We start from the raw sequence: 19,717 nt of genomic DNA on the forward strand, positions 1-19,717 counted from the left end.
AGGATTAGGGGGTGGATTCGATGAGCTCCGGAGACTCTGTTGATCGGCATCTGGCGCGGTGGCGGGGCAAGGCGCCGTACGACGAGCGGGTGGAGGCGGTCGTGACGCGCATGCAGCTCCTCGTCAAGCACCTGCGCCAGACGAAGGAGGCGGCGCTGGCGGAGGTGGGGATGCAGGACTTCGAGTTCGAGACGCTGCATCGGCTGGCGGCCAGGTCGGGCTCCGCGACGCCTTCGGAGCTGGCAGCGGAGCTGATGCTGTCGCCCGCCGGGATGACCGGCCGCCTCGACACACTGGAGAAGTCGGGCCTGGTACGCCGCCTGCGCAGCACGGACGACCGCCGCCGGGTCGACGTGGAGCTGACGGACCGGGGGCACGAGCTGTGGACGGAGGCCATGCGGATCCGGGGGGAGGTGGAGGCCGCGATGGTCTACGTGCTGGATCCGGCGGAGCAGGCGACCCTGGACGGCCTGCTCAAACGCCTCCTGGTGAACGTGGAATCCACCCGCTGACGCTGAGCCGCGTCCGATCAGGTGCGCCGGTGTCTCTCAGCCGCAGCCGGTCAGGTGCGGCGGAGTTCGCGGAAGAAGCTCGTCAGCTCGTCCTGGAGAAGGGCCGGCTCCTCCAGGGGCAGGAAGTGGCCGCCTCTGCCGGGCTCGCTCCAGTGCCGGATGTCCGTGAGGGCCCGCTCGGCGAGCGTGCGCGGGAAGTCGGCCATCACCGGCTCATGGCTCAGTGTGACGGCCGCGGGCACGGTGATGGCCGGCCGCGCGGAGTTGTGCTCGAAGTCGAAGTATTGCCTGAACGAGGTGCCGATCGAGCCCGTCGCCCAGTAGAGGGTGAAGATCGTCAGCAGGGTGTCCCGGTCGAAGCGCGTCTCCACCTCGCCGTGACAGTCGCTCCAGTCGCGGTACTTGTCCACGATCCACGCGGCCAGCCCGACCGGCGAGTCCAGCAGCGCGGCGGCGATGGTGTCAGGCCGCGTGCCCATGATGGAGCTGTAGCCGGCGTCACCCTCGTCATAGACGGCTTCCGCGTCGAGGAACGCCTGCTCCTCCGCCGACAGCGGCGGAACCTCCAGCGAGGCCGGGAACGGCGGGTGGATCAGGTGAATCCCGATCACCTGCTCCGGATAGAGCGCCCCCAGCCACCCGGTCGCCGCGCCTCCGATGTCACCGCCGAACGCGCCGTAACGCTCGTAGCCCAGCACCTCGGTCATCAGCGCGTGCAACGTCCGCGCCATCGCCGCCCTGGTCAGCGGCTCAGCGGGCAGCTCCGAATAGAGGAAGCCGGGCATGGAGGGGATCACCACGTCGAACGCGTCCTCCGGATCGCCCCCGAACCGTCCCGGGTCGGCCAGCCGGGCCGCCAGCGGCAGCATCTCCATGAAGCTGCTCGGCCACCCGTGGCTCAGCAGCAACGGCATGGGCGCGGGCCCGTTGCCGGGGATCTTCAGGAAATGCGTGCGGGTGCCGTCGATGTGCGCCATGCCGTGTGGCAGAGCGTTCAGCTCGGCCTCACGGGCCCGGAAGTCGAATCCCTCGGCCCAGTAGCCGACCAGGTCACGTAGGTAGCCGGGATCCGCGCCACCCTGCCACGCCTGCTCCCCTGGCCGCGTGGGGTCGCCGAACCGCGTATTACGCAGCCGGTTCCGCAGGTCGTCCAGCACGTCGTCCGGCACCTCGATACGAAACGGCGACCAGCTCACATATCCTCCGCCAACCGACAGGAGGCGCCCATCGCCCTCCGACGCTTCGCGACCTTACCGGGGCGCCGGCTACCGGACTATTGGTTATCGGGGCGGGTTTTCAGTTATCGACCCGTGTCAGCTACCGGCCCGTACGGTTGGCGACGATCACTTGCACCGTATGTTCGAGTGCGTACGCCGGGTCGGCGCCGCCGCCCTTGACCTGCTCGTCGGCGTCGGCCACCGCCTGGATGGCGCGGGACAGGCCCTCCGGGCCCCAGCCGTTCAGCTGCCGCTTGACGCGGTCGATCTTCCACGGCGGCATGCCCAGGTGGCTCGCCAACTGCCCGCCTCTGAGGTTGCGCGGCGCTCCGCCGACCTTGGCCAGGCCCCTCAGCCCGCCCGCCAGCGCGCTCACCAGCAGCACGGGGGCCACCCCGGTGCCGAGCGCCCAGCGGAGCTGCTCCAGCGCCTCGGCCAGCCGCCCCTCGAGCGCCGAGTCGGCCACATTGAACCCGGTGACCTCGGCCCGCCCCTTGTGATAGCGGGCCACGGCCGCCGCGTTGATCGTCTTGTCTTCCGTGTCGAACACCAGCTGGTTGCAGGCCGCGGCCAGCTCCCGCAGATCGTTGCCCACCGCCTCGAGCAGTGCCTGCGCGGCGTCGCTCGATATGCCGCGACCCGCCCGCTTGATCTCGCCCTTGACGAAGTCGAGCCGCTCCCCGGCCTTGGTGACCTTGTTGACGGTGACGACCCGCGCCCCCGCCTTCTTGACCCCGTCGACCAGCGCCTTGCCCTTCACCCCGCCCGGGTGGACCAGGATGAGCACGGTGTCGTCGGAGGGCTGCGCCACGTACTTCACGACCTCGGCGATGACGTCCTTGACGAGATCCTGCGCGGACCGGATCACCACCACGGAACGATCACCGAAGAGCGACGGCGAGGTCAGCTGGGTCAGCTCCCCCAGCGCCACCTTCCCGCCGATCAGATCGTGCACCTCCGCACCGCCCTCGGCCGCCCGCGCCGCCGCGACCACCTCGCTGACCGCCCGCTCGGCCAGCAGCTCCTCGTCGCCGACGACCAAGGTCACGAGTGCTGGGTCTGTTGCCGCCATGTCGTGCAGCATGCCATGCGACACCGACAAGCGGGTACTCGACGGCGGCGGTGCCGATCACGTCGTACTGGACTCTTCTCCCAGGCTTCGCAGGTACGCCGCCGCGCGGTGCATGCCGCCGTGCTCGGCCCAGCCGAGCGGGGTCGCGTCGTACGTGGTGTCCTTGATCGCCGGGTCGGCGCCGAGCTCGATCAGTGTCCTGGCCGTCTCGACATCGTCGTTCCAGGCCGCCGCGTGCAGCGGGGTGGACTGATGCAGGTGGTTCACGCCGAAGCCGAGACCGGCGAGCAGCCGTACCGCCGCGGGCTTGCGCTGCTCGGCAGCCCTGATGATCAGCCCAGGGAATCGTTCGAGCGCCCGCGCCAGCGGTTCCGGGCCGAACCCGGCCACCGCGTCGGCGTCGGCGCGCATGCAGGCGGCGGTGAACGCCTCCATCTCGTCCAGTACCGCCGAGGCGCCGGCCGCGGCGAGCTGCTCGGCGATCTCGGTGTGCCCGTTCAGCAGGGCGAGCTCGTAGGGGGTGCGCCCGCCGTACGCCGGATGCCCGCCCAGGCCGTCCATCTCCGCGCCGTGTGCCAGGAGCAGCCGGGCCCGCCGCGGGCCGCCGCGCAGCGCGGCGGTGGCCAGTTCGTCGCGCAGCATCTGCTGCGGGGACTGCAGCGTCGGACCCAGCCGGGCATGCCACGGGCCGCCCGCGCCCCGGCCCAAGCCGAACTCCAGCAGCAGCTCAAGGTGGGCGGTGTCGTCGGAGCGGGCGCCGCCGAGCCCGAGGTTGTAGAGCGTCTGGCTGTCGTTGGGGTCCGCCCCGGCCTCCAGCAGCAGCCTGGCCAGCGCCAGGCCCTGCGGATGCGGTGGCTGGTGGCCCTCTCCTCCGCCGAATGCGCCCGTGAGCACGGTGAACGGGGAGGTCAGCCCGTCCCACAGGAATCCGGCGTTCGGATCGGCGCCATGGTCGAGGAGGAGCCGGGCCGCTGCCACGTACCGGCCGGGAGCCTTGAGCCGCGCGTAGGCCAGGTACAGCAGCGGCTCCCACCCGAACGGTCCGCCCTGCGCCCGGGCGAGCCCCGGATTTCCGGCCAGCACGTCGGCCAGCGCATCGGCCGAGCCGGTGGCCGCCATGGTGAAGACGTTCGCGGTGGACAACTGCGGATGCTGGCCGAGCAGCAGGTCGGCGTCCTCGGTCCGGCCCGGGTAGTCCGTGCCATAGGTGAGGCAGGCGAGCCGCAGGAACTCCTCCGGCAACTCCTGGCTCGGCGCGACCCGGTGCGGCGAGCGGGAGTAGCGCTCGACGGTGCCGAGGTGTTCTTTGAGCTTGGGCCAGCTCGCGAAGCCGTACATGCGGGCGGTGACGAGTTGCGCGTCGGCCAGCTTGAGCGTCTCCGGCGTCCGGGGATGGAACTCGGCGACGAGCCCGAGCGCCTCGGGAACTCCCGCCTTCGCATACTGGAGGAGCGTCTTGGCCTGCTTGCGGAGCCGTTCGAGGCTGGGGTTGTCGGGCAGGCGATGGATGGGCACGAGGGCCTCCTTTCCGTCTGGCCTGGCGTCCGCATGATCAGGCCGGAAAAGAGGTCGGGCCGGGTCGTTCGATGAGCATCAGGTGGGCTTAGCCCTGTCCGCGGACCGGTGGCGCCCTGAGCGCGCACACCTACCCTACGCCGTTGCTCAGGTCAGATCGAGGACGAGCTCGGCGACGACATTCGGCTGGGCCAGGAAGGGGTGGTGACCCGTGGCCACCTCGACCACGCGCGTGGCCCGCTTGGCCTGGGCGCGCTGCAAGGCTGGAGGGGTGCCGTTGTCCTGCGCGCACACGACGTAGGTGGAGGGGATCTGTTTCCAAGCGGCGGCCTGGACCGGCGCGGTGGTGACGGCAGCGCTCTGCCGTACCAAGCGCGCGTGCGCCTGCTCCACCGCCTCCTGGTCGCAGTCTTGCAGGAAGGTCCGCGTGGCGAGCTCGGCGTGGACGCCGAAGGTGCCGTCAGGACCGAAGTCCAGGTACGGCGCGGGCGTCCCGTCACCGAACGATGCCAGGCTCTCGCCCACCTCAGGGAGGAAACTGGCGATGTACACCAGATGCCGCACCTGGGGCAGCCCCATCGCCGCGGCGCCGGCCACCACACCGCCATAACTGTGGCTGACCACGATCGTCGGCTCCTTGTCCGCCGCCAGCCATTCGCGCACGGCCGCCACATCGTCCGCCAACGTCAGCCCTTTCCCGCTGGGCACGCGCCCCGTCTCCCCGCAACTCGGCAGCGGCGGAGCGGAGCTGCGGACGCCGCGCGCCTCCAGCTCGCCGGCGGCCCGGTGCCACCACCATGCCCCGTCACGTACACACGCCCCGTGGACGAACACCACCCGCACCGTGACCTCCCGGATCTTCCCTATCGGTTGGGCACGATAATATGCGTAACGAGCATTACGTCAAAGGAAGGTCATGGGACGCAAGCCACAGCCCGACATCAGAAGGTCGCTCCTCGACGCCTGCACCGACCACGTGCTGGCGCGCGGCTTGCCCACCAGTCTGACCCCGCTCGCCGAAGCCGCCGGCACCACGGCGCGCATGCTCATCTACCACTTCGGCACTCGCGAACGGCTCCTACGTGAGGTGCTCGACGAGGCCCGGCGACGACAGCTCGACTTCTTCGGAAAAGCGCTCGCGCCAAGGGACGAACCGTACGAGGAGACCCTCGCCCGAGCCTGGCGGGTGCTGAGCGGCCCTGAGGGCGCGCCCTACCTGCGCCTGTTCGGCACCGTCCACAACACGCCCGACGGGCAGGCCTTGTGGCCCGACTTCCGCAGGGCCGCCACCACCGACTGGCTCGCGGTCCTGGAACAGGGGCTGCGCGCCCGCCATGGCGCGGCCGCACCCGCACTGGCCACCACCGCGCTCGCCGTTGTCCGCGGGCTCCTCATGGACACCGACGCCACCGGCGACACCGCCCGCACCGATGCGGCCTTCACCGCCTTCCTCGACCTGCTCCGCGCGCGGTGAGACCTGCGGGCCGCCGACTTGGCCCGACCTGAGTCGCTGCTGTTTCGCCGAAAGCAACGGTCACATCTGTCCGAAACGTACTCAATGGTTTCTCCATGATTTTCAAGAAACCCTACAGACGGAGGGCCGAACCCGGGCGTAGCTTCGAAGCAAACTCCATCACCCGAGCTGAGGTGGCCCATGACAAGTCACAGCACAATCATGGAAGCGCGAATGTCGCTCGCCATCAGGCTAAAGGATTTGCGCACCGCCCACACCGATGGCGGCCGGCGAATGACCGGCGACCGCCTGGCCGAGGCCATGGGATGGCGCGGACGTAAGTCCCGCATCTCGAAGATCGAGAACGGCCAGCAGGTCCCGAGCGACGACGATATCCGCGCCTGGGCCACCGCCTGCGGAGCCGAACACGAAATACCCGACCTGCTCGCCGCCGCCCGCCATATCGACACGCTCTACACCGAATGGCGCCGCCTGGAGCGGAACGGACTGGGCCAGGTCCAGGAGGCGTTCATCCCGCTGTACGAGCGCACGACCCGATTACGCGTGTGGCAGCACTCCACGGTCCCCGGCCTGCTGCAGACCGAGGCGTACGCCCGCGCCCATCTGTCCACGATCATCTCCTTCCGCGGCATAACCGATGACCTGGACCGAGCGGTGGCGGCGCGCATGGCGCAGCAGCAGTCGCTCGGTGGCGTACGGCGCTTCGTGTTCGTCCTCGGCGAGCAGACGCTGCGCACCCCCATGGTGAACCCAGCCGGGATGAACGCCCAACTCGACCGGCTGGCCACCTATACCCGGGACAATCCCTACGTCAGCCTCGGCATCCTGCCGTACAGCCGAAAACCACCCGTCATGCCGCCGGAGAACTTCTGGCTGTACGACGCCACCGAGGTTCGGGTGGACGGTGTGGCCGCGCAGTTCCGGATCAAGAAACCGGACGATGTCGCCGTCTACGAGAAAGCGTTTACCGCACTGGCTGAAGTGGCCGTCTACGGGCCGCTCGCGCTGTCTTGTATCGACGCGGCTCGCCCAGATCTTTAAGAAACTTTTCGAAACTTACTTGAGCGGCCACAACGCGGATTCGTACCTTCGAGGCGGACCACTTCGCGGCGGCCGGAAGGCTCCGGACTTCCAACCCCCGGCCGCCGCAAGCAAGCACCACCTCCGTGAGGAAGTCGCTGTGTCCCCCACTGCTTTACCTGCGGACCCCTCCGCACACCGGCCCGCATTACCTGTGAACATCTCCGCACATCCGATCGCGCGACCCGCGGACACCACCACCAGACGCCCATCCGCACTTATCGCGGACGCCTCCGCACGTCCGCCGCACAGCTGGAGCACGGCAATGATCCCCCTGCTGGACCCGTCGGCCCTGAGCCACCCGTGCGACCTCATCAACCAGGGCCCGCTCGATCGGTCGGTCGAGCGAGTCGCACGCGACCATGGCGCCGACGACCTGGCCGGGGAGGCGCTCCGCCCCACGGCCGAGCCAGTCGGCGCCACCGCACAAACCATGCGCACCCCCGCTCTCCCGCCCGACGCCGAACTGCGGATCGCAGACGGCGGACGCGGTCAGTGGTACTCGGGCTGCGCCGACGACTCCGGAAATGGAGGATTACGATGACCCGGCAGCAGTGGGAAGACCTCCCGGCGAGCGTGCGCGAAACGGTAGAACTCGAATGCGGCGGCCCGGTCATCAAGGCGGAGCCCGCCGGCGAAAGCACCATGCCCGGTGTCTCAGCTCGGCTCCAGACCGAGAACCACAGCGTGTTCATCAAGGCCGTCGAGGCGTCCGGACCCGCTGCCAAGGCACACCGTACGGAGTCATGGACGGCGAACGTGCTGCCCGACGAGACTCCCGCACCCCACCTGCTGTGGCGAGGGCAGCAGGACGGGTGGCTGGTGACCGTGTTCGAGTACATCAACGACAACAGCCGCCACGTCGACCTGACACCCGGCTCCCCCGACCTGCCCGCCGTCCTGGACACGGTCTCCCTGCTCGGCGCCCTGCTCACGCCCTGTCCCAGGGGAGCGGCGCCGGTCATCGACAACATCCTGCCGCTCCTGGCCAAGCACTCCCACCTGCGCGACAAGGGCATCCCGGCGGACCGTGACCTGTACGACACCGCCATCGAACGCTTCGAACCACGCGACCTCCGCGGCAACACACTGCTCCACTACGACCTCGGCTCGAACAACATGCTCATTTCGCAGGGACGCGTGTACGCGATCGACTGGTCGTTCTCCGCTCGGGGCGCGGCCTGGATCGACGCGGCCATGCTCGCCCCCCATCTCGTCGAAGCCGGACACACTCCAGCAGAGGTGGACGAGCTGCTGTCCCGCGTACCGTCATGGTCGTCCGCGCCGCCGGACGCGGTGATCGGGCTGGCCGCCCTGTGGACGCGATTTCGCACCTACAAGGCTCGGTACGGGCCGGAGGAGAGGCGCGAGTTCCGGGCCAGGACGGCGGACGCGGGGAGGACGTGGCTCGCGTATCGGCAATCACTGTGACGGTGCTGAGCCACTCACCGGCCGAGCCGCTGACGTACCGATCCACTGACGTGCCAAGCCACCGACGTACCGAACCACTGACGTGCTGAGCCCTGTATGCGCTGAGCTGCAAATGCGCTGAGCCGTGTTACCTGCTGAGCCCGCGCCGGAGGCGCCCGCCCAGACAAGGGGCGCCCGCCGGGAGGGGGGCGAGCGCCCTTCGCCTGGGCGGGCGCCTTTGCTTTGGCAGGCGTCATTTCCTCCCTCGGTAGACGCAGCCCTGGCAGACGCACCCTCCGTGGACGCACCCTCGGTGGACGCACCCCTCCGTGGACACAGCCTTGGCGGAGGCAACCTTGGCGGACGCAGCCTCCATGGACACCCCGGCCGCCGCCTTCTCAGCCGGTGCTGGTCCGCGAGATCCGATCCCGCCAGGCTGTGCATGGCCCTGTAGGCTCCAGCGGCTGCACGGGACGGGCGGTCGGCCAGGTGACCGCCACTGCGGCGGCGCCTGCCGCGCCGCCGGCCGCGCTAGTGCCCGCTGGAGACCACGGAAAGGCACCGTCCAACCCGTCTTCGCCCACAGATCAATCAGTCACTACGGAAGAGCTACACCCATCACGGTTCCAGCGCCCCCAGAACGGCAGGCTGGAACGGACCGGTGCCGACTACGGGCCGCGAGCGACCACTGCCAGTTGTCCGTCCTGGTCGATGACCGCGATGTCGCCTGAGCGGTCGGTTCGGTAGACGCGGGCGCCGAGGCGGTGCAGCAGCGCGATCGTGGACGGAGCCGGATGGCCGTAGTCGTTGTCGGCTCCTACGCTGATCAGCGCCGCGCGAGCGCCTACGGACGCGAAGAAGGCCGGGTCCAGTCGCCGCGAGCCGTGGTGCGGGACCTTGAGTACGTCCGCTCGCGGGGCGAGGCGCCGCAGCAGCGCGTTTTGGGCCTCGGTTTCGATGTCGCCGCTCAGGAGGGCCGAGCCAGCTCGCCAGCGTACGCGGGCCACGACGCTGGAGTTGTTGATCAAGCTACCCTCGCCTTGGCCCTCGGTGTCACCCTGGGCCGGGTCGGGGGCGAGGATGGTCATCTCGGACGGGCCCAGTTGCCAGCGACTGCCCGAGGGAGGTGTCCATTCGGGGATCCGGTGGCGGGCGAGGATGGTCGCGATGCGATTGCTCTCCTGCGGGGCGACACGTTGCGGGCTGACGATGACCGCGCCGACGCGCCTGTTCCTGAGTACGCCGGGGAGCCCGTCCACGTGGTCGGCGTGCGGGTGGGTGAGGAGCAGCAGGGGTACGTCGCGTACGTCCAGCCTGCGCAGGCAGCGATCCATGACGACGGGGTCCGGGCCGGTGTCGACGACGATGCCACGACCGGGACCGGCCGCCAGCACCATGCCGTCGCCCTGACCGACATCGCAGACCACCATCAGCCAGTTCGGAGGCGGCCACGGCTTGGCCATGGGGCGAACCACGAGCGCGACCACGAGAGCCGCACCGGCCATCGTGAGGGCCGCCGTTCTCCAGGTACGACGTCTGAGCACCAGGATCACCACGGCCATGGCGACCATCAGAAGCCCGAGTCCCAGAAGACCGCCCGGCCACGGGAGCATGGCGAGTGGCATGCTCACGGCCCATTGGGCGACCATGATGATCCAGCCCACGGCGTACCCTGCCGGGATGACCAGCCACTGAGCTGCCTGCGGCCATATGGGAGCTACCAGCGCGGCGACGAACCCGAGGATGGTCGCCGGCGCCACTGCCGGGCCCGCCAGGAGGTTGGCGGGTATGGCCACCAGGGTCAGCTGGCCGGACATCAGCACGAGAACCGGTGTCACAGCGACCTGCGCCGCCGCGGACACGGCCACCGCCTCCGCCGCCCACCGAGGCAGCCGCAGACGGCGCCGACCTCGTCCTGGCGATGAGCGAATCGGAGCAGAGGGCGGCGGCTCCTCGGACTCGAGGACGACATCGGGTGTGTCGGCATTGGCACTGTGCGGTGCCGAGTCGGAGGCGAAGGCACCAAACGCGGCCGAATCAGCGGCCGAGTGAACGGCTGAACCAGACGCGACGCCATCGCGAGGTACCGAGTCTGACCTGACGGCGCCGCATGGTGCCGAACCGGACCCGACGGCACCACGACCCGCCGAACCAGACGTGGCCGCGCCACCAATGACCCAATCGGATGCGACAGCACCACGACCTGCCGAACCGGACTCGACCACACCACGGCCCGCTGGATCGGACGCGACAGCACCGTATGGTGTCGAGTCGCTGTGACGGCTGGCATCGTCGGCCCGGGTGGGGGTGGGGTTCTCGGCGGCGAAGTCGTCGTGGGTGTCGGCGCTTGCGGGGGTTTCCTCCGGGTCTGCGCCAGTGAGATGGGCTCGCCAGCGGGGAGCCAGGAGGAGGATGCCGGCGGTCGCGAACACGGACAGGGCGAAGCCGTACGAATGGGCTAGTTCGGGGTCGAACAGGATGAGCAGCAGGATCGACGCCGACAGGGCCGCCACGCCGTCCTTGGCCCGGCCGGTGCCCAGGGCTATGGCGGCGGTCAGGCCCATGAGCAGGGCTCGGAGGACGCTGGGCGACGGTCTGGCCACCACGGCGAAGGCGATCATCGCGATGGCGGCGAGGACGGCTCTCAGGGCGAGCGGGAAACCGGCCAGGCGGGAGAGGGCCAGGACGACGCTTGCCACGATCGCGAGGTTCGCGCCGCTTACCGCGTTCAGATGGCTCAGGCCTGCTTCGTTGAGGTCGGCGGTGAGTTGTGGGTCCATGCGGGAGACGTCGCCCACGACCAAGCCTGGGAGGAGGCCGCGCTGGTCTGCCGGGAGTACGTCTGCGGCCGTCCGTAGGCCTGCTCTGAGGGTGCCTGCCGCGGCTTGGATCCATGACGGGGCGGTGAGGACGCGTGGTGGCCCTCGTACGAGGAGGACGGCGCCGATCAGATCGCCTGGGGTTGCCTGGGCCAGACGAGCGGTTACTTCCAGGCTCTGGCTCGGGAGGAGGCTGCTCCACTCGGGGCCTTGGGCGAAGACGATGACAGGGGTGTTCACCGCGATTGCTCTACCGGCCGCACCTCGCCGAAGCGGCGATTGAAGGCCGGACGGGGTCTGAAGGCTGGACGGGGTCTGAAGGCTGGACGGGGTCTGAAGGACGGTCAGGGTGGCGGGGACGACTATGCGGTCCTGGGTGAAGCGTCCGCCTCGGTGGCGTCTGATCTTTGGGTCGTCGGTGAGGGTGATCTGGGCGGTGACCTCTGCTCCGCGAGTCGCCAGGGCTGCCACCGGGCCTGTGCTCACGGCGTGGACGCGCAGGGCCACTGAGGCTGAGGTCGCGGCGACGCAGGTGAGAGTCGCGATGACCACGTTGCGCCAGAGCCGCCGGGCGGACCCCTGAACCGCTCCCGAGGAAGTGCGACCGGACACGATCCATCTGGGTGAGCCCACTTGGAGGAGGCGGGAAAGTCTGGGGAGGGTCAGGAGCGCGGACACGGTGGCCATTGCGGAGACGATCAGACTTGTGGTCCGGGAGAAGTTCAGGAGGGTGAGGGTGGCCGACACGGTGGCCACTGCGGAGACGATCAGGCTTGTGGTCGGGGAGAAGTTCAGGAGGGTGAGAGTTGTGGCCCAGGCGGCGAGGGCGGGCAGGGCCAGGGACCAGGAGTGAGATGAGGGGGAAAGATCCTGGGGCATGTCAGATGCGGACCTTTCCCTTGATCTCCTCGTATTTCTTCGCGCCGATGCCACTGACCTCGCGCAACTGGTCGACGCTGGTGAAGCCGCCGTGTGCGGTGCGGAAGTCGGCGATGCGAGCCGCCAGGACCTCGCCCACGCCGGGGAGTTGTTCGAGTTGGTCGGGGGTGGCCGTATTGAGGTCGAGGGTTGTGGTGGCGGGGTCGGCTGAGGTGAGGCCAGGTGGGAAGCCCGGCGGAGCGCCTACGACGATCTGTTCGCCGTCTACAAGGCGTCTGGCGAGGTTGACCGAGGACATGGCGGTGCTGCGGACGGGGCCTCCTGCGGCTGTCACCGCGTCGGCCACCCTGGCTCCCGTCGCGAGGGTGTAGAGGCCCGGCTTGCGGACCTTGCCGGTGATGTGGACGGTCACTTTGGCCGTGGGAGATGGGGCGGCGGATACCGGCGGGCTGGGGGGTGGGGCGGGGAGGGGTTCTGGGGTGGGTTGGGAGCGCCACGCGATCACGCCTGCCACCACTGCGGTCAGGACGGCCAGGACGATCAGGATGCGCAGCCCCGGTCGGCCGGGGTCGAGCGAGGCAGGCGGCTTGGCGGTAACGGCCTGGCGAAAGGCCTCGAACGAAGGCGGGATCGGAGCCGCCACTCGGCCAGGCCTCTGAGTCGGGTCGTGAGGGACCGCCCCACGGCCAGATCTCTGAATCGGCTCGTGCGGGGTAGGAGCGCGGCCTGACCTCACGGGCGCCCCATGCGAGGCTCGACCTGGCCTCACGGGTGCCTCGGGCAGGGCTCGGTCTGGCCAGACGGGCGCCTCGGGCAGGGCTGGGCCCGGCCAGAGCTCGGGCAGGGCTTGGCCGGGCTGCGGAGGCGGGTCGTGTGGGTGTTGGAGTGCGCCGCCGGGCAGGCTGGGGTTGGTGAGCGACCGTAGGCGGGACTCGGCGATGGTCCGCTCGGCTGTCGCATCGTGGTTGCGCACGCCAGCGAACGTACGAGACCAGCAGGGGGCCGCAGGCGGGCGAACGAGGTTCTGGGGATAAGCGAGCCACGGTCAAGCGGTCCTGTGGACGAAGAAGTTGGGCCGTCAGACGACGGTCTCAATCCCTGTGACGGTCCGTCGTGGCTGATGTCCCAATGGAGGGAAACCCCTTACGGGGGAGCGAATGAAGACCGCCCGTTGTGGCAAAGGCCCCCATGGACGGACACCCCCAGCGGGGGAACGAGATACCCGGCGAACGTTCGGAGACACCGCCCTAGTCGGCCGACGACACCGTCAGTCCCAGCATCCCGGGACCCACATGGACTCCGACAACCGCCCCGACCTCCACCACCCGCATCTCCACCACCCCAGGCAGCCGCTTGGCCAGCCGTTCGGCCAGCCCCTCCGCCCGTCCCAGCGCCCCCAGGTGCTGCACGGCGACCCTCACCTCCGTCTCCCCCGCCGCGGCGGCCACCGCCAGGTCCTCCAACCGGGCGATGGCCCTGGTCGCGGTCCGTACCTTCTCCAGCAGTGAGACCCGTCCATCCACCAGGTGCAGTAACGGCTTGATCAGCAGCGCCGAGCCCACCAGCGAGGCCGCCGTCCCAACTCGGCCGCCTCGCCGCAGGTATTCCAGCGTGTCGGCGTAGAAGTACGTCCGGGTCCGTAACGCGCACCGCCGGGCCGCCGCCGCCACCTCCGCCGGCGTGCCCCCGTCCGCGGCCGTACGGGCGGCGGCGAGCACCGGGTAGCCGAGGCCCATGGCGATCGAGCGGCTGTCTATGACCTCCACCGGTATCGGCGACTCCTTGGCGGCCAGCAGGGCGGCGGTGGCTGTGCCGGAAAAATCGCCGGAAAGGTGTATTGAGACCACGGCCGAAGCGCCGTCGGCCGCCAGCGATGAGTAGCACGAGGCGAAGTGCGCGGGTGCGGGTCTGGACGTGGTCGCCGACGACAGATCACCGGTGAAGGAGTCCTCGTCGTACGAAAGGCCGCCGGAAGTCACCTGTACGGGTACGACAGCGACACCAGGCACCGGAGGCAGGTAAGCAGTTGAATCCGTGACCACGAACACCGATGACGGCATTACTACTGGACCGGAGTGCCACCCCGCCAGACCCGGCGCGGCTTGAGGCCGAAGGACCAGGCGAAGGCGCCCTCGTGGTCGGCGTCCCACTGGACGATGTCGGCGAGGCGGCCGGGAGCCAGCACGCCGCGGTCGGGCGCGCCCAGCACGGTGGCGCCGCCGAGCGTGGCCGCCCGCAGCGCGTCGTTGACGCTCATCCCGAACGCCGACACCGCCATCGCGATGACCAGGGACATCGAGGTGATGCCGCAGTAGCCGGGGTTGTGGTCGCTGCCGAGCGCGATCTGCACACCGTGCTTGATCATCTGGCGGACCGGCGGCAGGTGGCCGCGCTGGAGCGCCGTCGCGGGGCAGACCACGGCGGGCACGCCGTAGCGGGACATGATCGCGATGTCCTCTTCGGACATGTGGTGCAGCCCGTCGGCGGAGGCACAGCCGAGCTCGGCGGCCAGCTGAACGGCGCCGCGGCGGCTGTAGAGGCCGGCGTGGATGCGCGGCAGCAGGCCGACGTTGCGGCCAGAGGCGAGGACCCAGCGGGATTCCTCGGTGGTGAAGTGGCCCTCGTCGCAGTAGACGTCCACGCTGTCAGCGCCGGCGGCGGCCGCGTCGGCGCACCAGGCGCCCACGGCTTCGACGTATTCGCGCTGCCGGCCGAAGTATTCCGGCGGCACCACCTGCGCCGCGAGGAAGGTGACGTGCACCCGCGGCATCATCGGCTCCTTCTCCAGCTCGCGCAGGAGCCGCACGTCGGCGAGCTCGCCGTCGCGGGTGAGGTGGTAGCCGGTCTTGGCCTCGACGGTCGTGGTGCCGCTGAGCAGCCAGCCACGAAGCCGCTCGCGTACGCCGTTGCACAGGGTCCACGGGTCGGTGCCGCGGGTCACGGTGACGGTCGAGCCCACACCGCCGCCCGCCGCGGTGATCGCCGAGGAGGTGGAGCCGCCGGTGCGGATCGCCAGCTCGGCGTAGCGGTTGCCCGCGTAGACGGGGTGGGTGTGCGCGTCGATGAGACCGGGCGTGACGAGCGCGCCGCCCAGGTTTTCGACGTGGTCCACGTCGACGATGTCGTCGACGACGCCGGGCACGCTCTGCGGCAGGTCGGGCGCCCGCCCGACCCACGCGATCCGGTCGTTGTGTACGAGGATGGCCGCGTTGCTGAGGACCTCGTTGCCGGTCCAGAGGCGGCCGATGTTGGTCAGGAGCCGAACGGTCACCGCATCACCGCCCCGCGGGATCCCCCAGCTGAGCGCGGTGCCCAGCAGCGCACGGCTGCCGCCGCGCCCACTGAGTCGGCTCCGGGTCCGGACGACATGGGGGGTCTCCTGATCTCATCCGCGTATGGCTGTGCGGTGACCGTATCGCCAGACTCATGATCCGGCGATTTCAGTTCAGTTACGTTATTTCACAGGTGGGCTTGCTGTACAGGGTTATTCGGAAAGAAGCCCACTCATCCCAACCGCCACTCAGCCCCATCGATCCCCTGTGGCCCCCGCACGCGACCTGACTCGCAGCAGCGATCATCTGAAACCCGTGCCATTAGTGTCGTAAGACTCGGCTTATCCTAGCAATCCCAGCGTTCAGGGACCACTGCCGCCTTTGGGCAGCTCCGCAGTGATTTTAGGGGTTCTGGCCCCCAAGAGACCGCTAAGAGCTGCCCGCCAAGGGACGCTAGGAGACGCGTTCGACCGGCTTGCCGGCCCGCTCCAGCTCCTGGAACAGACTCGGGAGCACGCGCGCGTGCAGGACCGTGCCCTCCGCGACGTGGTCCACCGAGAGCACCTCGCCCTCCTTGTGGGCCCGCGAGATCAGGTCACCCCTGTCGTACGGCACGAGCAGCACCACCTCGTGGTCGAGCCTGGGCAGCTCACGCTCGATGAGCGCCATCAGCTCGGCGATGCCGGCACCGGTGCGCGCCGAGACCACGATGCTGTCGCGCTCGCGCCTGGCGATGCGGTCCAGCACCTCCTGATCGGCGGCGTCGGCCTTGTTGATCACCACGATCTCGGGGATGTCGGAGGCGCCCTCGATGTCGGCGAAGACCTCGCGTACGGCGGCGAGCTGACCCTCGGGGTCGGGGTGAGCGCCGTCGACCACGTGCAGGATCAGGTCGGCGTCGGCCACCTCCTCCAGCGTGGAGCGGAACGCCTCGACCAGCTGGTGCGGCAGGTGGCGCACGAAGCCGACCGTGTCGGCGATCGTGAACAGCCTGCCGTCAGGCGTGTGCGCCCGGCGTACGGTCGGATCCAGAGTGGCGAACAGGGCGTCCTCCACCAGCACACCGGCGCCGGTGACGCGGTTGAGCAGCGAGGACTTGCCGGCGTTGGTGTAACCCGCGATCGCGACGGCCGGGACCTCCCGGCGACTGCGCCGGTGGCGCATGGTGTCGCGCGAGGTGGACATGCCGCTGATCTGGCGGCGCAGCTTGGCCATGCGCTCGCGGATGCGGCGCCGGTCGAGCTCGATCTTGGTCTCACCGGGGCCACGGCCGCCGATGCCGACGCCGCCCGCGGCGCGTCCGCCGACCTGCCGGGACAGGTTGCCACCCCAGCCACGCAGGCGGGGCAGCAGGTAGCTGAGCTGGGCCAGCTCGACCTGTGCCTTGCCCTCACGGCTCTTGGCGTGCTGCGCGAAGATGTCGAGGATCAGCGCGGTGCGGTCGATGACCTTCACCTTGACCGTCTCCTCCAGCTGGCGGAGCTGGCCGGGGGCCAGCTCGCCGTCGCAGATCACGGTGTCGGCGCCGGTCGACTCGACCACGTCGCGGAGCTCGAGCGCCTTGCCCGATCCGATGTACGTGGCGGGGTCGGGCTTCTGGCGGCGCTGGATGAGGCCCTCCAGGACCTCCGAACCGGCCGTTTCGGCCAGGAGCTTCAGCTCCAGCAGGGAGTTTTCGGCGTCCTCCGCCGTGCCTGAGGTCCAGACGCCGACCAGGACGACCCGTTCGAGCCGCAGCTGCCGGTATTCGACCTCGGAGACATCCTGGAGTTCGGTGGAGAGGCCCGCCACGCGGCGCAGTGCCTGGCGCTCCTCGAGGTCCATACCGTCGGTGTCGAACTCGTCAAGCGCGGAGTATTCGTGCATTCGTGTCATCTCTAATAGGCAACGTCTGAACACCGGAGTGTCTTCCCCGATGGTGACATGACATCCCTCATGCCATCACCTGGTTATCCCGGCAACACGCTTACGTCTCCCGAGCCCGTGGTCAGCGACACCTTGTGCGGAGAGGCCGGGTCCTTGTCGACCGAGACCTGCACGTCGCCCGATCCAACCTGGGTCTTCACATCATAGGCACCGGCCGGAACCCGCAGGGTGGCGTCGCCGGAGCCGCTCTTCAGCTCGACGCTGTCGGGCACGACGGCGAACTTCAGGTCGATGCTGCCGGAGCCGGCCTCAGCGAAGATCTTCTTGGTCCCGAGACCGCTGGCGTCCACGTCCCCCGAGCCGGCGTTGGCCTCGATCTGCCCGGTCAGCTGCCGCATGGCGATGTCACCCGAACCCGCCTCGGCGTCGACCTGAAGACCCTTGGGGACCTCGATCTTGTAGTCGACGCTGCAGCTGTCCCAGCCCTTGGGGCAGCTGTAGAACACGGAGAGCGTGTCGCCGTCGACCTTGTGCTCGGCCTTCGGCTTGTCGTTACGCCAATGGAGGGTCTCGGTGACCCGCACCGCGGCGCCGTCGTACTCGGTGAGCACGGTGTCGCCGGAGCCGCTCTTGAGCTGCAGCTTGGCGACCTTGTCCGTGACCTGGTACGTGACGGTGTCCTGGTTGGTCGGGCCGGCCAGGTCCTTCAACCCGCAGCCCGTCAGCAGTAATGCCGAGGCGAGGAGGCCACCCGCGATCACGATCGTCTTCATGAGACAGATCCTCGCGTCCACAGGGCATGCCGTACATCGGGGTTTCCCCCTGACCCTCCCCCAGGGGACCCCCACCTTGAACCGGGGACCACCCATGAAGTAGCTTCACTTCCATAATCCAGAACCAATTTTCCACATCATGGAAGAAGGGGCATATGGAGATCACCGGCCCGATGCTCGACCGCTTCGACGAGGTCCTCACACCGGAGGCGCTCGCCTTCGTGGAGAGCCTGCAGCGGGAGTTCGACGCGACCCGCCAGGAGCTGCTGGAAGCCCGGCGCGTACGGCAGGCGGAGCTGTCGGCGGGCGGCCGGCTCGACTTCCTGCCGGAGACCAAGGAGGTCAGGGAGAGCGACTGGAGTGTCGCGCCGCCGGCTCCCGGGCTGGAGGACCGCCGGGTCGAGATCACCGGCCCGGTCGACCGCAAGATGACGATCAACGCGCTCAACTCGGGGGCCAAGGTCTGGCTCGCCGACTTCGAGGACGCCAACTCCCCCCTCTGGGCCAACTGCGTCGGCGGCCACCTCAACCTGCGCGCCGCGCTCGACCGGACGATCGACTTCGAGACCGGCGGCAAGACGTACGCGCTCAAGCCCGACACCGAGCTGGCCACGATCGTGGTCCGGCCGCGCGGCTGGCACCTCGACGAGAAGCACGCCCTGGTGGACGGGCGGCCGGTGTCGGCCTCGCTGTTCGACTTCGGGCTCTACTTCTTCCACTGCGCCCAGCGGCAGCTGGACAAGGGGCGCGGCCCGTACTTCTACCTGCCGAAGATGGAGTCGCACCTGGAGGCGCGGCTCTGGAACGAGGTGTTCGTCCGCGCCCAGGAGCTGCTGGGCATCCCGCAGGGGACGATCAGGGCGACCGTGCTGATCGAGACGTACCCGGCGGCGTTCGAGATGGAGGAGATCCTGTACGAGCTGCGCGAGCACTCGGCGGGGCTCAACGCGGGCCGCTGGGACTACCTGTTCAGCGTGATCAAGAAGTTCCGCACCCGGGGCCGGGAGTTCCTGCTGCCCGAGCGCAACGCGGTCACCATGACCGCGCCGTTCATGCGCGCGTACACCGAACTGCTCGTGCGGACCTGCCACAAGCGGGGCGCGCACGCGATCGGGGGGATGGCGGCGTTCATCCCCTCGCGGCGCGACGCCGAGGTCAACGCGACGGCGCTGGAGAAGGTGCGCGCCGACAAGACGCGCGAGTCGGGCGACGGCTTCGACGGCTCCTGGGTCGCGCACCCCGACCTGGTGCCGATCTGCCGCGAGGTGTTCGACGGCGTGCTCGGCTCGCGGCCCAACCAGCTCGACCGCACGCGCGAGGAGGTCTCGGTCTCGGCCGCCGACCTGCTGGCGGTCTCCGAGACGCCGGGTGACATCACCGAGGCCGGACTGCGCGGCAACGTGGACGTGGCGCTGCGCTACCTGGCCGCCTGGATGGGCGGGCTCGGCGCGGTGGCGATCCACAACCTCATGGAGGACGCGGCCACGGCGGAGATCTCCCGCTCGCAGATCTGGCAGTGGATCCACAACGACATCACGCTCGCCGACACGGGCGCGACGGTGACGAAGGAGCTGGTCGAGCGGATCATCGCGGAGGAGCTGGCGAAGATCGCGGCCGAGCCGGGCTACGACGAGCTGCTGTACGCGCAGGCCACGGCGCTGTTCAAGGAAGTCGCGCTGGACGACGACTTCGCCGAGTTCCTGACGCTGCCCGCGTATGCCCGCATGCCGTAGTCATGAAATTTCGGGATATATCCGGCGTGTAAGCGCCGGATATATCCCGAAAGGTAGTGCGATCGACCGGGTATGACCAAGGATGGGCCGGGAGA

General features: G+C 69.4%; 17 protein-coding genes. 7 read left to right on the forward strand and 10 right to left on the reverse strand.

What is annotated here, in order from left to right; translation table 11 throughout:
* Positions 1-20: 20 nt before the first annotated feature.
* The gene (locus AB0B61_RS24770; RefSeq protein ID WP_358436008.1) at positions 21-512 is read left to right on the forward strand and encodes a MarR family transcriptional regulator; all 492 of its coding nucleotides are present in this window, start codon (positions 21-23) and stop codon (positions 510-512) included.
* Between the two features lie 50 nt (positions 513-562).
* Here AB0B61_RS24770 and AB0B61_RS24775 read toward each other — a convergent pair whose 3' ends face one another.
* The 4 genes from AB0B61_RS24775 to AB0B61_RS24790 form a co-directional block, all read right to left on the reverse strand.
* Positions 563-1,708 (reverse strand): epoxide hydrolase family protein, encoded by a 1,146-nt coding sequence (locus AB0B61_RS24775; RefSeq protein WP_358436011.1) that lies wholly within the window; start codon positions 1,706-1,708, stop codon positions 563-565.
* 121 nt (positions 1,709-1,829) lie between these two features.
* On the reverse strand, positions 1,830-2,801 hold the full coding sequence (gene holA, locus AB0B61_RS24780; RefSeq protein WP_358436014.1) for a DNA polymerase III subunit delta: 972 nt from the start codon (positions 2,799-2,801) through the stop codon (positions 1,830-1,832).
* Positions 2,802-2,858: 57 nt separating this feature from the next.
* Positions 2,859-4,316: an ankyrin repeat domain-containing protein gene (locus tag AB0B61_RS24785; protein WP_358436017.1), complete on the reverse strand. Its 1,458-nt coding sequence runs from the start codon at positions 4,314-4,316 to the stop codon at positions 2,859-2,861.
* Positions 4,317-4,463: 147 nt separating this feature from the next.
* Positions 4,464-5,159 (reverse strand): alpha/beta hydrolase, encoded by a 696-nt coding sequence (locus AB0B61_RS24790; RefSeq protein ID WP_358436020.1) that lies wholly within the window; start codon positions 5,157-5,159, stop codon positions 4,464-4,466.
* A gap of 73 nt (positions 5,160-5,232) precedes the next feature.
* Here AB0B61_RS24790 and AB0B61_RS24795 point away from each other — a divergent pair, with 73 nt between their 5' ends.
* The 4 genes from AB0B61_RS24795 to AB0B61_RS24810 all read left to right on the forward strand — a co-directional run bounded on the left by AB0B61_RS24795 (position 5,233) and on the right by AB0B61_RS24810 (position 8,301).
* Positions 5,233-5,790, forward strand: a complete 558-nt coding sequence (locus AB0B61_RS24795) for a TetR/AcrR family transcriptional regulator (RefSeq protein WP_358436023.1) — start codon at positions 5,233-5,235, stop codon at positions 5,788-5,790.
* Positions 5,791-6,003: 213 nt separating this feature from the next.
* Complete coding sequence (locus AB0B61_RS24800) at positions 6,004-6,831, forward strand: helix-turn-helix transcriptional regulator (RefSeq protein ID WP_358436026.1); 828 nt, start codon at positions 6,004-6,006, stop codon at positions 6,829-6,831.
* 304 nt (positions 6,832-7,135) lie between these two features.
* Positions 7,136-7,414, forward strand: coding sequence for a hypothetical protein (locus tag AB0B61_RS24805; RefSeq protein ID WP_358436029.1), 279 nt, complete (start codon positions 7,136-7,138; stop codon positions 7,412-7,414).
* Positions 7,411-8,301 (forward strand): hypothetical protein, encoded by an 891-nt coding sequence (locus AB0B61_RS24810; protein WP_358436032.1) that lies wholly within the window; start codon positions 7,411-7,413, stop codon positions 8,299-8,301. Before AB0B61_RS24805 ends, AB0B61_RS24810 begins: the two co-directional genes overlap by 4 nt.
* 647 nt (positions 8,302-8,948) lie before the next feature.
* Here AB0B61_RS24810 and AB0B61_RS24815 read toward each other — a convergent pair.
* Positions 8,949-11,786, reverse strand: a complete 2,838-nt coding sequence (locus AB0B61_RS24815; RefSeq protein ID WP_358436035.1) for a ComEC/Rec2 family competence protein — start codon at positions 11,784-11,786, stop codon at positions 8,949-8,951.
* On the opposite strand from AB0B61_RS24815, the gene AB0B61_RS24820 reads away from it, so the two are divergent.
* Entirely contained in the window at positions 11,779-11,952 is a 174-nt protein-coding gene (locus tag AB0B61_RS24820; protein WP_358436038.1) for a hypothetical protein, read from the forward strand. The two genes, AB0B61_RS24815 and AB0B61_RS24820, sit on opposite strands and share 8 nt — an antisense overlap.
* A gap of 27 nt (positions 11,953-11,979) precedes the next feature.
* Here AB0B61_RS24820 and AB0B61_RS24825 read toward each other — a convergent pair whose 3' ends face one another.
* The 5 genes from AB0B61_RS24825 to AB0B61_RS24845 form a co-directional block, all read right to left on the reverse strand.
* Positions 11,980-12,621, reverse strand: a complete 642-nt coding sequence (locus tag AB0B61_RS24825; protein ID WP_358436041.1) for a ComEA family DNA-binding protein — start codon at positions 12,619-12,621, stop codon at positions 11,980-11,982.
* 604 nt (positions 12,622-13,225) lie between these two features.
* Complete coding sequence (locus tag AB0B61_RS24830) at positions 13,226-14,038, reverse strand: DegV family protein (RefSeq protein WP_358436044.1); 813 nt, start codon at positions 14,036-14,038, stop codon at positions 13,226-13,228.
* A 2-nt stretch (positions 14,039-14,040) separates the two neighbouring features.
* Complete coding sequence (locus AB0B61_RS24835; RefSeq protein WP_225290705.1) at positions 14,041-15,249, reverse strand: amidohydrolase family protein; 1,209 nt, start codon at positions 15,247-15,249, stop codon at positions 14,041-14,043.
* Positions 15,250-15,703: 454 nt separating this feature from the next.
* Entirely contained in the window at positions 15,704-17,116 is a 1,413-nt protein-coding gene (gene hflX / locus AB0B61_RS24840) for a GTPase HflX (RefSeq protein ID WP_357656194.1), read from the reverse strand.
* An 83-nt stretch (positions 17,117-17,199) separates the two neighbouring features.
* On the reverse strand, positions 17,200-17,889 hold the full coding sequence (locus AB0B61_RS24845; RefSeq protein ID WP_358436046.1) for a DUF4097 family beta strand repeat-containing protein: 690 nt from the start codon (positions 17,887-17,889) through the stop codon (positions 17,200-17,202).
* 155 nt (positions 17,890-18,044) lie between these two features.
* Here AB0B61_RS24845 and aceB point away from each other — a divergent pair, with 155 nt between their 5' ends.
* Positions 18,045-19,622, forward strand: coding sequence for a malate synthase A (gene aceB / locus AB0B61_RS24850; protein ID WP_358436049.1), 1,578 nt, complete (start codon positions 18,045-18,047; stop codon positions 19,620-19,622).
* The last annotated feature ends 95 nt before the right edge of the window (positions 19,623-19,717 follow it).

The organism is Nonomuraea sp. NPDC049158 (assembly GCF_040648335.1).
GTDB lineage: Bacteria > Actinomycetota > Actinomycetes > Streptosporangiales > Streptosporangiaceae > Nonomuraea.

Excerpts from the sequence above, each read along its gene's own strand:
- AB0B61_RS24810 (WP_358436032.1), top strand. The coding sequence starts at position 7,411 with ATGACCCGGCAGCAGTGGGAAGACCTCCCGGCGAGCGTGCGCGAAACG.
- AB0B61_RS24800 (WP_358436026.1), top strand. The coding sequence starts at position 6,004 with ATGTCGCTCGCCATCAGGCTAAAGGATTTGCGCACCGCCCACACCGAT.
- AB0B61_RS24830 (WP_358436044.1), bottom strand. The coding sequence starts at position 14,038 with ATGCCGTCATCGGTGTTCGTGGTCACGGATTCAACTGCTTACCTGCCT.
- AB0B61_RS24815 (WP_358436035.1), bottom strand. The coding sequence starts at position 11,786 with ATGGCCACCGTGTCCGCGCTCCTGACCCTCCCCAGACTTTCCCGCCTC.
- AB0B61_RS24795 (WP_358436023.1), top strand. The coding sequence starts at position 5,233 with ATGGGACGCAAGCCACAGCCCGACATCAGAAGGTCGCTCCTCGACGCC.
- AB0B61_RS24805 (WP_358436029.1), top strand. The coding sequence starts at position 7,136 with ATGATCCCCCTGCTGGACCCGTCGGCCCTGAGCCACCCGTGCGACCTC.
- hflX (WP_357656194.1), bottom strand. The coding sequence starts at position 17,116 with ATGCACGAATACTCCGCGCTTGACGAGTTCGACACCGACGGTATGGAC.
- holA (WP_358436014.1), bottom strand. The coding sequence starts at position 2,801 with ATGGCGGCAACAGACCCAGCACTCGTGACCTTGGTCGTCGGCGACGAG.
- aceB (WP_358436049.1), top strand. The coding sequence starts at position 18,045 with ATGGAGATCACCGGCCCGATGCTCGACCGCTTCGACGAGGTCCTCACA.
- AB0B61_RS24770 (WP_358436008.1), top strand. The coding sequence starts at position 21 with ATGAGCTCCGGAGACTCTGTTGATCGGCATCTGGCGCGGTGGCGGGGC.
- AB0B61_RS24845 (WP_358436046.1), bottom strand. The coding sequence starts at position 17,889 with ATGAAGACGATCGTGATCGCGGGTGGCCTCCTCGCCTCGGCATTACTG.